The following is a 12,964-nucleotide window of genomic DNA, read 5'->3' as shown; positions in this document are numbered from 1 at the left end:
AGGTTCAGTGTCCGCAGCGCAGACTGCTTCCGCTTGGCAGGTGCCGGTTGTTCGCGCAGTGCCCGCCGTCGCGGTCGGTCTTGCCATCACCTTCCTTGCCGATCACAGTGCGCGGATCGGGCTGCTCATGCTGGGTGCCTTCGCGGTGCTGACCGGCGCGGTGCTGGTGTGGGGAGCGTTCAGGCAGGACGATCGCGTGCTGCGCACCATCTCGCTCATCCAGGGCGTCGTGTCGATCGTGGTCGGCATCGTCGCGCTCACTGTGAACGGTGGCGGGATCGGTTTCTTCCTGTTCCTCTTCAGCGTGTTCGCGGCAGTGACTGGGTTCCTCGAGCTCTATGCCGGCCTGCGCGCGAAGGGCAGGAATCCGGCGTATCGCGACCTCCTCGCCGTCGGCGGCTTCACTGCGATCGCCGCGCTCGTGTTCCTGCTGGCGCCGCTGGATTCGGTGCAGGCGGTCGGGCTGTTCGGCGCTTACGCGATCATGGTCGGGATCTTCCTCGCGATCGCCGGCCTTTCACTGAAGTGGGCCGCTCCGGCGGCAGAAAGCAAGGGATGAACCGTGGCTACCCCCAGCATGCGTGACCGACTGCGTCCGCTCGAACTTCTCGGCTTCTCCGGGGCCATCGCCCTGTTCACCGGGATCGTGATCCTGTTCTCCACCCGCAACTGGACCATCGCCTTGATCGGCCTCGGGGTCGCGTTCATCGCCGCGATTCTCGTCATCGCGCTGCTCGCGCTCTCCGAGAAGCCGAACTCCTCCAAAGACCAGGTTCTGCGCGACGACGACGACCAGCCGCCTCACGAGTAACAAACGACGCCTTCGCTGACCGAGCGCGGGTTTAAGGTGGCGCGCGGTCAACAAACCAGCGCGCGGTTGTCCCGGCGGGGCGGAGACGCCTAGAGGCGGTCGACTAGGGACGAGGCCAGGCCAACGTAGTCGGCCGGCGTCAGGGCGAGCAGACGCTGCCTGGCTGCCTCGCCGATGTCGAGCGTCCGGATGAACGCGGCCAAGTCGTCGGACGTGATCCGCTTGCCGCGGGTGAGCTCCTTGAGCAGGGCGTACGGGTCGCTGATCGAGCTGCGCCCGGCGGTCACCTCCGCGCGGATCACCGTTTGGATCGCCTCCCCGAGCACCTCCCAGTTCGCGTCAAGATCGGCGGCGAGGGCATCCGGATTCACCGCGACCTCGCGCAGCCCGCGCAGGATGTTGTCGAGAGCGAGCAGCGAATGCCCGAGCGCGACGCCGACGTTCCGCTGGGTGGTCGAGTCCGTCAGGTCTCGCTGCAGGCGCGAGGTGACCAGTGTCGCCGCGAGCGAATCGAGCAAGGCGCTTGCGAGTTCGAGGTTTGCTTCGGCGTTCTCGAACCGGATGGGGTTGATCTTGTGCGGCATGGTCGACGATCCCGTCGCGCCCGCCTGCGGGATCTGGGTGAAGTAGCCCATAGAGATGTAGGTCCACACATCGGTGCACAGGTTGTGCAGCACGCGACCCGCGTGACTGACGCGCTGGTACAGCTCGGCCTGCCAGTCGTGCGACTCGATCTGGGTGGTCAGCGGGTTCCAGGTCAGCCCGAGACCTTCGACGAACTCCTTCGACAGCGCTGCCCAGTCCTGGTCGGGGTCGGCGGCCAGGTGCGCGGCGAAGGTGCCGGTCGCGCCGCTGAACTTGCCGAGCACCTCGACCTGCGCCAGCTGGGCCTCGATGCGCCGCAGCCGGTACGCGAAGACCGCGAATTCCTTGCCGAACGTCGTCGGCGTTGCCGGCTGACCGTGGGTGTGGGCGAGCATCGGCTGATCCCGCTGGGCACGCGCGAACTCCTCGAGAGCGGCGATGACCTCGCTGAAGCGCGGAAGCCACACGTCATCGATGGCCGCCTTGATGGTGAGGGCGTAAGCGAGGTTGTTGATGTCCTCACTCGTGCACGCGAAGTGCACGAGTTCCGCGACTTCCTGCAGACCCAGCTCGTCGACGCGCCGCCTCAGGTAGTACTCGACCGCCTTGACATCGTGGCGGGTCTCGGCCTCGAGCGCCGCAAGCTCGTCGATGTCACTCTGCCCGAAGTCGTCCACCGTGGCGCGCAGCGCCGTCTTCTGCTCGTCGGTCAGCGCGCTGGAGCCGAACAGCGACCGGTCGGTGAGGAACACCAGCCACTCGACCTCGACCTGCACCCGAGCGCGATTGAGCGCGGCCTCCGACAGGTGCTCGCCGAGTTCCACAACCGCCTGCCGGTAGCGCCCATCGAGCGGGCTGATCGGCTGAGGTGGCAATGGGGTCATGAAACTCTCCGTCTGATTCCTGGTTCGAGCTGCCGGAACAGCGCGGCGCACGCGCGCTCGATCATGCTCAATACCGAGTCGAACATGGCCGCATCCGAATAGTACGGGTCCGGCACATCGAGCATTGCAGCCTGCTCGTGGTCGAAGCTGAGCAGCAACTGCACCTTGCCGGCATCCTGTTCGTTGCTCGCCCAGGACTTCAGGATGCGTTCCTGACTGCGGTCGAACACCACGACCAGGTCCAGTTGGTCGAACCAGCTGGCGTCGAACTGGCGCGCCCGGTGTCCCTCTCCCCCGTAGCCGTTGCGATCGAGCACGGCAAGGGTGCGCGCGTCGGATGGTTCGCCCACATGCCAGTCGCCGGTGCCGGCGGAGGTCACCGCGACCGATCCGGCATAACCCGCTTTTCGCACCAGCTCCCGGAACACGACTTCCGCGATCGGAGACCGGCAGATGTTGCCCGTGCACACGAAGCAGATCCTGAAGAGCGCCGACTCGTCGAACGCGCGATCGAAGCTCATTGCCTTATTCTCCCCCGGTTCGTAGCAAGCACGCGACGACTCCTCCCGCACACGGTGCCTGTCGCGACATCTCTCGGGTTGATGCTGGGGCCGATCGCGACTGAACCCAGTGAAGCAGGAGACTGGGGCCGGTGGAAAGGGGTTGCGGTGGATTCGGCTCTCGCGACCGCGGTGGCGCTGGCCGTCAGACTCGAACGGCAGGCGGTGCAGGTCGCTTTCGTGCACCGCAGGGTGCGGGAAGCCTGCGAGCGAGGCAACGAGCCGATCGCCGCATCCGCCTGGAGCGGACCGTCGCGACGAGCCTTCGACATCGAACTCGACGCCCTGGCCCGTGAAATCGCACTAGCCACCGACGCGCTGTACCGAGCCATCGAAGCCAGCCGCCGCGCATCCGAGACCCTGGCGAACCGTGTCGGATGATCTCGTCATCGGCCCGCACGGAACCCGCGCTGACACCTCAGAGCTGGTCAGGGCAGCACAGCGCTACCGCGTCCTCAGCACTGAACTCACCGGCTGCCTTGCCCACCTCGCCGTCGCCGACCGCCTCATCGGCGTGCCCGGGCTCGTCGCCGCCGATGCCCCCTACAGCGCGATGCTGGCGGAGCGGGCGATCGATGACGCGACCGTGGCGCTCGCGCGGGCGCGGGAGAGCGCCGACGTCCTCTCTCGTGGCCTGACGAACGTTGCGAGCGAGTTCGAGTTACAGGAGCGGATGCTTGCCCGCAGCAACCAGGAACTGGCCGCCCTGCTGGGTTACGGTGTCGGCTTCTTCCTCCCGATCCTCTCGGTGCTCGCCCTGAACGGCGCCATCTTCTTCGGCGCCGCGGCCGCGGCCGGCAGTCTGCTGCTGCCCGAGGAAGCGCGTGCGCGGGCGTTCGAGAACGCCCGGGAGTGGTTGGGCACCAAGGCGTGGGTGCTCTCCGACCCGGCGTTCGTCGAGTTCGTGCGGCTGGGCGTCCTCAGCGCGGACGATGTCGGCGCCGGCCGGGCAGGCGTTCCGCTGATGCTCGCCCGGCTGCTCGGCGACGAGGGGTTCGGGGTCACCGGTGTCGACACGTCGGCGGCATTCTTCGGCGCGGCGGGCGCGGCAGCCGGCGTGCTCACCGAGTCCGCGGTGAGAGTGCACAAGCACGCGGCGCCGGATGCCGCACCAGCCCGCGGTGCTCTGGACCGCATCGGGCGGATCCCCGACGAGCCGCACCAGGTGCGCATCGACCGCTACCAGACCGCCGGCCAGGCGCCGCGGTTCGAGGTCTACATCGCCGGCACATCCGGAGCCGCCGGCCAGCCCTGGGACATGACCAGCAACGTGCGCGCGCTCGCCGGCGCCGACTCCGGTTCGTACCGTGCGGTGCTGGACGCCATGCGGCAGGCCGGCGTCGAGCCGGGTTCCGCGGTTGTCTTCACCGGCTACTCGCAGGGCGGGATGATCGCCGCTGGGCTGGCAGCATCCGGCCAGTTCAGCACCGAGGGGCTCGTCACGGTCGGCGCTCCCGCCGGGCAAATCGCGGTTCCCCACACCATCCCGTACCTGGCGATCGAGCACACCAATGACCTGGTTCCCGCGCTCAGCGGCAGCTTCGAGTCCTCCCAGCCGGTGCTCGTCCGCCGGCAGCTGTACGACGGGCAGGCACCGACAGCCGGTGAGCTGCTGCCCGCCCACCAACTCACGAACTACCGGGACACCGCCGGCCTGGTCGACGCATCCGACGACGCCCGCATCGCGGGCGTGCTTGCCAGCATCGACGCCGGATCGGCAGGCACGGTCACCTCAACGGTCTTCCGCGCAGTGCGCGACTAGTGCTTGCCGACGATCGGCCGCAGCAGGATGCTGATCAGCCAGCTGAGCAGGCCCAGCACGATGGCGCCGAAGACGCCGGCCCAGAAGAAGCTCTCCACCTGCAGCCCGAAGCCGAGCAGCCCGGAGATCCAGCTCACCAGCAGCAGCAGCAGCGCGTTCACGACGATCGCGATGATGCCGAGGGTCAGGATGTAGATCGGGAACGCGACGATGCGGATGAAGTTTCCGATTACGCCGTTGACGACGCCGAAGATCAGCCCGACCAGCAGGTAGGTGAGCACCGTCGCCACCGTGTTGCCGGACTCGTAGGACTCGACCGTGAAGCCGGGAACGATGAGGGTTGTCAGCCACAGGGCGACAGAGTTGACGATGAGCCGCACGAGGAATCTCTTCACGACGCCAACTATGCCGGTCTCGTCCGCTCGCCCGCAAACGCCCGAATATGCTGAGGTCATGACGTCCCCCGATTCGCCGCGAGTCGTGCTGCGGCCCGAGATTCTCAGCACCGCGCCGTACCGGCAAGGCAAGCCGGCGCCGGCCGACGCGTTCAAGCTCTCGAGCAACGAGAATCCGTTCTCGCCTATCCCTGAGGTGCTGGCGGCCATCGCGGGCGCATCGATCAACCGGTATCCGGATGCCGCGGCGCGGGTGTTGAGTGAGCGGCTCGCCTCTCGCTTCGGGGTCGCGACCGAGGAGATCCACGTCGGCTCCGGATCGGTGTCCATCCTCGCGGCGCTGATCCAGGCCGCGGCTGCGCCGGGTGACGAGGTGGTGTTCGCCTGGCGGTCGTTCGAGGCGTACCCCGGGCTGGTCACCGTGGCCGGTGCGACCGGCGTGATGGTCCCGAACCGGCCTGACCACAGCCACGATCTCGAGGCGATGGCCGCAGCGGTCACCGACCGCACGCGCGTGGTCATCGTGTGCACCCCGAACAACCCGACCAGCACGATCGTCACCGCCGACGAGTTCGAGAAGTTCATGGCGGCCGTGCCGCCGACCGTGCTGGTGCTGCTGGACGAGGCCTACGCCGAGTTCGTCACCGACCCGGATGCCGTGGACGGCACCACGCTGATCGGCCGCTACCCCAACCTGGTTGTGCTGCGCACCTTCTCGAAGGCGTACGGGCTGGCCGGCCTGCGCATCGGCTACGCGATCGGACCGGAGTACATCCTGGACGCCGTGCGCGCGACCTCCATCCCGTTGTCCGTCACCGAGCCGGCCCAGCGCGGCGCGATGGCCGCACTCGACAACGAGGCGACGCTGCTCGAACGCGTCGCCGAACTTGTCGATCGCCGCGACGACCTGTGGGAGCGGCTGCGCTCGCTGGGCTGGAGTGCCCCGCAGCCGCAGGGCAACTTCATCTGGTTCGCCACGGGTGAAGAAACCGAGGCCGTCTACGACGTCTTTCTCGACCACGGCATCGTCGGCAGGATGCTCGGCGACGGCATCCGGGTGTCCGTCGGAGAGGCCGAGTCTGTCGACAAACTCGTATCCGCCGCCGCGGAGGTTGTCGAGAAGCTACCAAGGGCACTCAGCAACACCGCGTTAGATTAGTAGCTTGCGTCGTCAGGGGCGCACAAGAACCGAAAGAACGAGGCGCGCGTGGCGGAACCCCGATCGGCAGTCCAGCTGCTCACCCCAGAGGGACGATTGAACACCGACGGCGCCGCGGCCGAATATCTTCCCTACATCGACGCGCTCGACGACGACCAGTTGCGCCAGTTCTACCGCGACATGGTCGTGGTGCGCCGCTTCGATGTCGAGGCCGCGAACCTGCAGCGGCAGGGCGAGATGGGCCTGTGGGTGCCGAGCATGGGCCAGGAGGCGGCGCAGGTTGGTTCGGCCTACGCCACCCGGGCGCAGGACCACATCTTCCCCGCCTACCGCGAGCACGCGATCGCGATGATCCGCGGGGTCGATCTGATCGACATCATCCGGATGCTGCGCGGCCTCACCCACGGCGGATGGGACCCCAAGCAGCGAGGCAACTTCCACCTGTACACGCTCGTGATCGGCTCGCACGCGCTGCACGCGACCGGGTTCGCGATGGGCATCGCGCTCGACGGCGACCCGACCGGCGACCCGGACAAGGACGAGGCGACCATCGTCTACTTCGGCGACGGCGCCACCAGCCAGGGCGACGTGAGCGAAGCGTTCGTGTTCGCGGCCAGCTACCGCACGCCGCAGGTGTTCTTCCTGCAGAACAACCACTGGGCCATCTCGGTTCCGGTGAGCGTGCAGTCGCGCACCCCGCTGTACCAGCGCTCCGAGGGCTTCGGAATACCGAGCGTGCAGATCGACGGCAACGACGTGCTCGCCAGCTTCGCGGTCACCAAGCGCAATCTGGACGAGGCCCGCGGCGGCACCGGCCCCCGCCTGATCGAAGCGCTCACCTACCGGATGGGCGCCCACACCTCATCGGACGACCCGACCAAGTACCGCAGCGACGCCGAGGTGGCCAGTTGGGCCGAGCGCGACCCGATCAGCCGGTACGAGACCTGGCTGCGCTCGCTGGGTGCCACCGACAACTTCTTTGAGAACGTGAAGACGGAGGCCGAGGACTTCGCCGCCGACATCCGCCGCCGCACCCTCGAGCTTCCGACGCCCGACCCTGCGCTCATGTTCGACCATGTCTACTCGGAGCCGCATCCGGTGACCGAGGAGCAGAAGGCGTGGCTCGCCGACTACGAGCAGTCGTACGGGGGTGACGCATGAGCGACATCGTGACCGGGCAGGACCAGGTCCGCACAGCACATCCAGAGCAGACACCGGAGGCGCCGGCCACCGCCGAGCTGCCGATGGCAAAGGCGCTGAACGCCGGCCTGCGCAAGGCTCTGGCGGACGACCCCAAGGTGCTGCTGATGGGCGAGGACATCGGCCCGCTCGGCGGCGTGTTCCGCATCACCGAGGGGCTGCAGGCCGAGTTCGGGCCGAAGCGCGTCATCGACACCCCGCTCGCGGAGTCCGGCATCATCGGCACCGCGATCGGACTCGCGATGCGCGGCTACCGTCCGGTGGTTGAGATCCAGTTCGACGGCTTCATCTTCCCCGGCTTCGACCAGATCACCACCCAGCTCGCGAAGCTCACCAACCGGCACGAGGGGACGCAGGCGTTCCCGGTGGTCATCCGGGTGCCGTACGGCGGGCACATCGGCGCGGTCGAGCACCACCAGGAGAGCCCGGAGGCGTACTTCGCCCACACGCCGGGCCTTCGACTGGTGAGCCCGAGCACCCCGAACGACGCCTACTGGATGATTCAGGAGGCGATCCGCTCCAACGACCCTGTGATGTTCTTCGAACCGAAGAGCCGCTACTGGCCGAAGGGCACAGTCGACTTCCGGGCGAGCGTCGCGCCGCTGCACTCCAGCCGCGTCGTGCGCACCGGCACCGACGTCACCGTGCTCGGGCACGGCGCGATGGTCAGCGTGCTGCTGCAGGCGGCCGAGATCGCCGAGGCGGAGGGTGCGAGCCTCGAGGTCGTCGACCTGCGCTCCCTTTCCCCCATCGACTACCGCCCGATCCTCGAATCGGTGCAGAAGACAGGGCGGCTGGTGATTGCCTCCGAAGCCCCCGGATTCGCGAGCATCCCGTCCGAGATCGCGGCAACGGTGGCCGAGAAGGCGTTCTACTCGCTCGAGGCGCCAGTGCTGCGCGTGACCGGGTTCGACGCACCGTTCCCGCCGGCCAAGCTCGAGACCCAATACCTCCCGGACGCAGACCGGGTGCTCGAAGCGGTCGACAGGGCGCTGGCCTACTAGGAGTCATGAAATGAGCACAACGTCAGAGTTCCTCCTGCCCGATCCGGGTGAGGGTCTCACCGAGGCCGAGATCGTCTCCTGGCGCGTGAAGCCCGGCGACACCGTGTCGATCAACCAGGTGCTGGTCGAGATCGAGACCGCCAAGTCGCTGGTCGAACTGCCCAGCCCGTTCGAGGGTGTTGTGCGCGAGCTGCTGGTCGCCGAAGGCGACACGGTCGACGTCGGCTCGCCGATCATCCGCGTCATCACCGAGGGCGACGGCGGGCAACCGGATGCCCCCGCGCCGGTCGATGAGACCGTGCGCGACGAGCTCGCCGACGCTGCGGGCAGCGTGACCAGCGAGCCGGAGGACAAGCCCGGCGCCGTGCTCGTGGGCTACGGGGTCAAGGCCGGTGCTGCGCAAACCCGACGGAACCAGCGGCGCACCCGCCGGCTCACCGCCGTGCCGGCGGCATCCGCCACGTCCGTCATCGCCAAGCCGCCCATCCGGAAACTCGCCAAGGATCTTGGGGTCGACCTGACCGAGGTGGCCGGCAGCGGACTGGTCGGCGAGATCACCCGCGACGACGTCATCCGGCATGCGCAGCAGGCGAGCGTGTTCCGCAATATCGAGACTCCGGAGTGGGGAGCCGACCGGGAGGAGTACATCCCGGTTAAGGGTGTTCGCAAGGCGATCGCGACCGGTATGGTGCGCAGCGCGTTCTCGGCACCGCACGTCGGCGTGTTCGTCGACGTCGACGCGACCCGCACGATGGAGTTCGTCGCGCGGCTGAAGGCATCGGCGGACTTCGCGGGCATCAAGGTCTCCCCCATGCTCATCATGGCCAAGGCGATGATCTGGGCCGTCCGCCGCAACCCCACGGTCAACTCGACCTGGACCGACGAGCAGATCATCGTGCACAACTACGTCAACTTCGGCTTCGCGGCTGCGACCCCCCGCGGGCTGGTCGTGCCGAACGTCAAGGACGCGCAGGAGTTGTCGCTGCGAGAGCTGGCCCAGGCGCTCGAGCACATGACGAACGTCGCCAGGGAGGGCAGGCTCCAGCCGGCCGACATGGCGAACGGCACCATCACGGTCACCAACATCGGCGTCTTCGGCATGGACACCGGCACGCCGATCCTCAACCCGGGCGAAGTGGCCATCGTCGCGCTGGGCACGATCAAGCAGAAGCCGTGGGTCGTCGATGGTGAGGTGCGTCCGCGCTTCGTGACCACGCTCGGCGCGAGCTTCGACCACCGCGTGGTCGACGGGGACGTCGCGAGCCGCTTCCTCGCCGACGTCGCGAGCATCATCGAGGAACCCGCCCTTCTCCTCGACTGACCGCGCGCCTGGACTGGCTTGGCTGCTGAGTCTTTTGACAGCAACTTTACTTTTGACAACGATTATCATTAGCACGTAATCTTCGTCTGGGCGTCTCCAACCCCGCCCTTAGAACAGGTCCCTTTGATGAAGACCACTCCCCTCGCGCTGGTCGGTGTGCTCGCGGTCGCGCTCACCGGATGCGCGGCGCCGGGCGCGGACAACGCGCCCGACGGCATCCGAATTGTCGCCTCCACCGACGTCTACGGCGACATCGCGCGCACGATCGCGGGGGACCGCGCCGACGTGACGAGCATAATCACCGGTGTCGCGCAGGATCCGCATAGCTATGAGGCCACCGCGCGCGACCAGCTCGCGGTCGCGCGCGCTGACGTCGTGATCGAGAACGGCGGCGGCTATGACGTGTTCATGGACGACCTGCTGGAGGCATCCGACGCGACGGTGCTCACGGTCTCCGAGTTCGCCGAGGATGCGCCGGAGAAGAGCGCGCACGGCGAAGACGGCCACTCGCACAGCGGGGAGTTCAACGAGCACGTCTGGTACGACCTGCATGTGATCGATGCGTTCAGCGCTGCGCTCGCGGCACAACTCGCCGAGGTTGACCCGGCCGGTGCCGTGGACTATCGCGCGAACCTCGCCGGTTTCGCGGGTCGACTCGAGGGGCTCATCGACCGGGTCGACTCGGTGAGCGATCAGTTTGCAGGTGACGGATCACTCGCCACCGAGCCGGTGCCCGGGTATCTGCTGGCCGAACTCGGCTTCATCGACGAGACCCCTGCGCCGTTCGTTGCGGCCGTCGAGGGAGGCATCGACGTCGCTCCGGCGGTGCTGCTCGACGCGCTGCGGGCGCTCGAGTCCGGCAGCGTCTCGCTCGTCGTGCACAACGAGCAGACCTCCGGCTCCGAGATCCAACGCGTCGTCGAGGCCGCACGCGACGCGGGGATCCCCGTGGTTGCCATGACCGAGACGCTTCCTGACGGCGCCGACTACGTCGGCTGGATGGACTCCAATGTCACGGCAGTGCTCGCGGCGATGGGAGCAGACAGGTGACCGGGGACAGCGCACCCGTGCTCAGCATCCGGGCTGCGACCCTCGACTTCGGTGACCGGCAGCTGTGGCACAACCTGAACCTTGACGTCGCCCCCGGCGAGTTCATCGCCGTGCTCGGACCCAACGGCACCGGCAAGTCGAGCCTGCTGCGTGCGGTCATCGGGCAGCAGAAGCTCACCGCCGGCACCATCGAGCTGCTCGGTGCGCCCGCCCGGACCGGCAGCCGCGACATCGGCTACATCCCGCAGCAACGGCTGTTCCAGGACGGCACGCCGTTGCGCGCGCGCGACCTGGTCGCGCTGGGGATCGAGGGCGAGCGCTGGGGCCCGCCGATGACGATGCACGCCACCAGGGCACGAGTGAAGGAAGTGCTCGGCCAGGTCGGGGCAACCGCCTACGCGGACATGCCAGTCGCGACACTCTCCGGCGGCGAGCAGCAGCGGGTCCGTGTCGCGCAGGCGATCGCGGCGAAACCGAGGCTGCTGCTCTGCGACGAGCCGCTATCGTCGCTCGACCTGCATCACCAGCGCACGATCAGCGAGCTGATCAACGAGCAGCGCAGGCTGCTCGACACCGCGGTGATCTTCGTCACGCACGACGTGAACCCGGTGCTGCCGTTCGTCGACCGGGTGCTGTACCTCGCCGGCGGTCGGTTCCGGATCGGGACTCCGGATGAGGTGCTGCGCTCCGAGGTCCTCTCCTACATGTACAACACGCCGATCGAGGTCATCCACTCGCGCGGACGAGTCGCCGTGCTCGGCGCGCCGGAGGGTTACGGCGTGCACGACCACCTCGAGCACCACCGGACGGGAGGGGGCGCCTGATGGACGAGCTCCTCTCCCAGCTGTTCAATTTCACCGACTACGGCCAGCTTCTTGCCCTCGTGAAGAACTCGATCATCGCGGGCGCGATGCTGGGGCTGGTCGGCGGGCTCATCGGCACGTTCGTGATGATGCGCGACCTCGCGTTCGCGGTGCACGGCATCAGCGAGCTGTCGTTCGCGGGTGCCGCCGCGGCCCTGCTGTTTGGCGTGAATGTGGTTGCCGGCTCGCTGCTCGGGTCGCTGCTCGCCGCGATCCTGCTCGGCCTGCTCGGTACGAAGGCCAGGGACCGCAATTCGATCACCGCGGTGCTCATGCCGTTCGGGCTCGGCCTGGGCATCCTGTGCCTCTCCCTGTACGAGGGTCGCGCCGCCAACAAGTTCGGCCTGCTCACCGGCCAGATCGTGTCGGTGGACGACCCCCAGCTGACACTGCTGATCGGCATCTCGATCGTCGTGCTGATCGGCCTGTTCCTGATCTGGCGGCCGCTGACCTTCGCGAGCGTTGACGAGGATGTCGCCAGGGCACGCGGGCTGCCGGTCGACCGGATCGGCATCGTCTTCATGGTGCTGCTGGGGCTCGCGACGGCCGTGTCCATCCAGATCGTCGGCGCGCTGCTCGTGCTCGCGCTGCTCGTCACCCCGGCGGCTGCGGCGATGCGCGTGACGACGTCGCCGCTGTACACGCCCCTGCTCAGCGTCGCGTTCGCGGTGATCTCGGTCGTCGGCGGCATCCTGCTCGCGCTCGGCGGTGGCCTGCCGATCAGTCCGTATGTGACCACGATCTCGTTCTTCATCTATTGCGTGTGCCGCCTGATCGGGTGGGCGCGGGCAAAGAAGGGCCAGCCCGGGCGGCGCATCGAGAGGGTTAGGGTGTCGGCATGAGGCGCAAGACCTGGCAGCGTGACGCGGTGCGGGACGAACTCGAGCAGCAGAGCGGGTTCGTGAGCGCGCAGGGTCTGCACGCCACACTCGTCACGCAGGGCACCGCGATCGGGCTCGCCACCGTCTACCGTGCGCTGGCGGACCTCGCCAGCGACGGCGACGCCGACAGCCTCCAGTCGGATGACGGCGAGACGCTGTACCGCGCCTGTCGCACGGACAGTCACCACCACCACCTGATCTGCCGGCAATGCGGCAGGACGGTCGAGATCGAGGCCGCCGCGGTGGAGAAGTGGGCACGCAAGGTGGCCTCCGACAACTCGTTCACGCACGAGTACCACGTCATCGACATCTTCGGCCTCTGCCCGGACTGCGCCAAGTAGTCCGACCGAGCCACATTGCGCGCATCCGCCGCGTCGACTATTCTCTTTAGGTCAGGCGGATTCCCGCCTTTCTTTGTGTGCCATCCGAGCGGAAAGAATCTCGGATCTGGCATGCCGACAAGTGACCTTGGGTGGGGCGATCGTCCCA

At 67.7% G+C, this 12,964-nt stretch carries 15 protein-coding genes; 12 read left to right on the top strand and 3 right to left on the bottom strand.

Annotated elements, in window-relative coordinates; all coding sequences use genetic code 11:
- The first annotated feature begins 40 nt into the window (after positions 1-40).
- Entirely contained in the window at positions 41-559 is a 519-nt protein-coding gene (locus HGK58_RS02500) for a DUF308 domain-containing protein (RefSeq protein ID WP_168625959.1), read from the top strand.
- A gap of 3 nt (positions 560-562) precedes the next feature.
- Complete coding sequence (locus HGK58_RS02495) at positions 563-811, top strand: hypothetical protein (RefSeq protein WP_349236107.1); 249 nt, start codon at positions 563-565, stop codon at positions 809-811.
- 89 nt (positions 812-900) lie between these two features.
- Here the strand turns inward: HGK58_RS02495 and purB are convergent, their stop codons facing one another.
- Positions 901-2,280, bottom strand: a complete 1,380-nt coding sequence (purB, locus tag HGK58_RS02490; protein WP_168625958.1) for an adenylosuccinate lyase — start codon at positions 2,278-2,280, stop codon at positions 901-903.
- Positions 2,277-2,801 (bottom strand): low molecular weight protein-tyrosine-phosphatase, encoded by a 525-nt coding sequence (locus tag HGK58_RS02485; RefSeq protein ID WP_168625957.1) that lies wholly within the window; start codon positions 2,799-2,801, stop codon positions 2,277-2,279. The genes purB and HGK58_RS02485 overlap by 4 nt, the downstream gene beginning before the upstream one ends.
- A gap of 147 nt (positions 2,802-2,948) precedes the next feature.
- On the opposite strand from HGK58_RS02485, the gene HGK58_RS02480 reads away from it, so the two are divergent.
- Together HGK58_RS02480 and HGK58_RS02475 are read left to right on the top strand one after the other, a co-directional pair.
- Positions 2,949-3,221 (top strand): hypothetical protein, encoded by a 273-nt coding sequence (locus tag HGK58_RS02480; RefSeq protein ID WP_168625956.1) that lies wholly within the window; start codon positions 2,949-2,951, stop codon positions 3,219-3,221.
- The gene (locus HGK58_RS02475; protein WP_168625955.1) at positions 3,211-4,602 is read left to right on the top strand and encodes a hypothetical protein; all 1,392 of its coding nucleotides are present in this window, start codon (positions 3,211-3,213) and stop codon (positions 4,600-4,602) included. Before HGK58_RS02480 ends, HGK58_RS02475 begins: the two co-directional genes overlap by 11 nt.
- Here HGK58_RS02475 and HGK58_RS02470 read toward each other — a convergent pair.
- On the bottom strand, positions 4,599-4,997 hold the full coding sequence (locus HGK58_RS02470; protein WP_349236160.1) for a phage holin family protein: 399 nt from the start codon (positions 4,995-4,997) through the stop codon (positions 4,599-4,601). The genes HGK58_RS02475 and HGK58_RS02470 overlap by 4 nt on opposite strands.
- Before the next feature lie 58 nt (positions 4,998-5,055).
- Here HGK58_RS02470 and HGK58_RS02465 point away from each other — a divergent pair, with 58 nt between their 5' ends.
- From HGK58_RS02465 to HGK58_RS02430, 8 genes are all read left to right on the top strand, one after another.
- Positions 5,056-6,156 carry a histidinol-phosphate transaminase gene (locus tag HGK58_RS02465; protein WP_168625953.1) on the top strand — a complete coding sequence of 367 codons (1,101 nt, stop codon included), beginning with the start codon at positions 5,056-5,058 and terminating at the stop codon, positions 6,154-6,156.
- A 75-nt stretch (positions 6,157-6,231) separates the two neighbouring features.
- Positions 6,232-7,317 carry a pyruvate dehydrogenase (acetyl-transferring) E1 component subunit alpha gene (gene pdhA, locus HGK58_RS02460; protein WP_210422673.1) on the top strand — a complete coding sequence of 362 codons (1,086 nt, stop codon included), beginning with the start codon at positions 6,232-6,234 and terminating at the stop codon, positions 7,315-7,317.
- An 83-nt stretch (positions 7,318-7,400) separates the two neighbouring features.
- Positions 7,401-8,360: an alpha-ketoacid dehydrogenase subunit beta gene (locus tag HGK58_RS02455; protein WP_246865411.1), complete on the top strand. Its 960-nt coding sequence runs from the start codon at positions 7,401-7,403 to the stop codon at positions 8,358-8,360.
- 10 nt (positions 8,361-8,370) lie between these two features.
- Positions 8,371-9,681, top strand: a complete 1,311-nt coding sequence (locus HGK58_RS02450) for a dihydrolipoamide acetyltransferase family protein (RefSeq protein WP_168625950.1) — start codon at positions 8,371-8,373, stop codon at positions 9,679-9,681.
- 126 nt (positions 9,682-9,807) lie between these two features.
- On the top strand, positions 9,808-10,731 hold the full coding sequence (locus HGK58_RS02445; RefSeq protein ID WP_168625949.1) for a zinc ABC transporter substrate-binding protein: 924 nt from the start codon (positions 9,808-9,810) through the stop codon (positions 10,729-10,731).
- Positions 10,728-11,555 (top strand): ATP-binding cassette domain-containing protein, encoded by an 828-nt coding sequence (locus tag HGK58_RS02440; protein WP_168625948.1) that lies wholly within the window; start codon positions 10,728-10,730, stop codon positions 11,553-11,555. The genes HGK58_RS02445 and HGK58_RS02440 overlap by 4 nt, the downstream gene beginning before the upstream one ends.
- On the top strand, positions 11,555-12,436 hold the full coding sequence (locus tag HGK58_RS02435) for a metal ABC transporter permease (RefSeq protein ID WP_168625947.1): 882 nt from the start codon (positions 11,555-11,557) through the stop codon (positions 12,434-12,436). Before HGK58_RS02440 ends, HGK58_RS02435 begins: the two co-directional genes overlap by 1 nt.
- Entirely contained in the window at positions 12,433-12,816 is a 384-nt protein-coding gene (locus HGK58_RS02430; RefSeq protein WP_168625946.1) for a transcriptional repressor, read from the top strand. Before HGK58_RS02435 ends, HGK58_RS02430 begins: the two co-directional genes overlap by 4 nt.
- Positions 12,817-12,964: the final 148 nt, after the last annotated feature.

It is taken from the genome of Cryobacterium sp. BB307, from assembly GCF_012274275.1.
Classification (GTDB): domain Bacteria; phylum Actinomycetota; class Actinomycetes; order Actinomycetales; family Microbacteriaceae; genus Terrimesophilobacter.
Note: the sequence above shows the minus strand (reverse complement) of the source record. Positions and strands in the feature narration are given on the sequence as shown.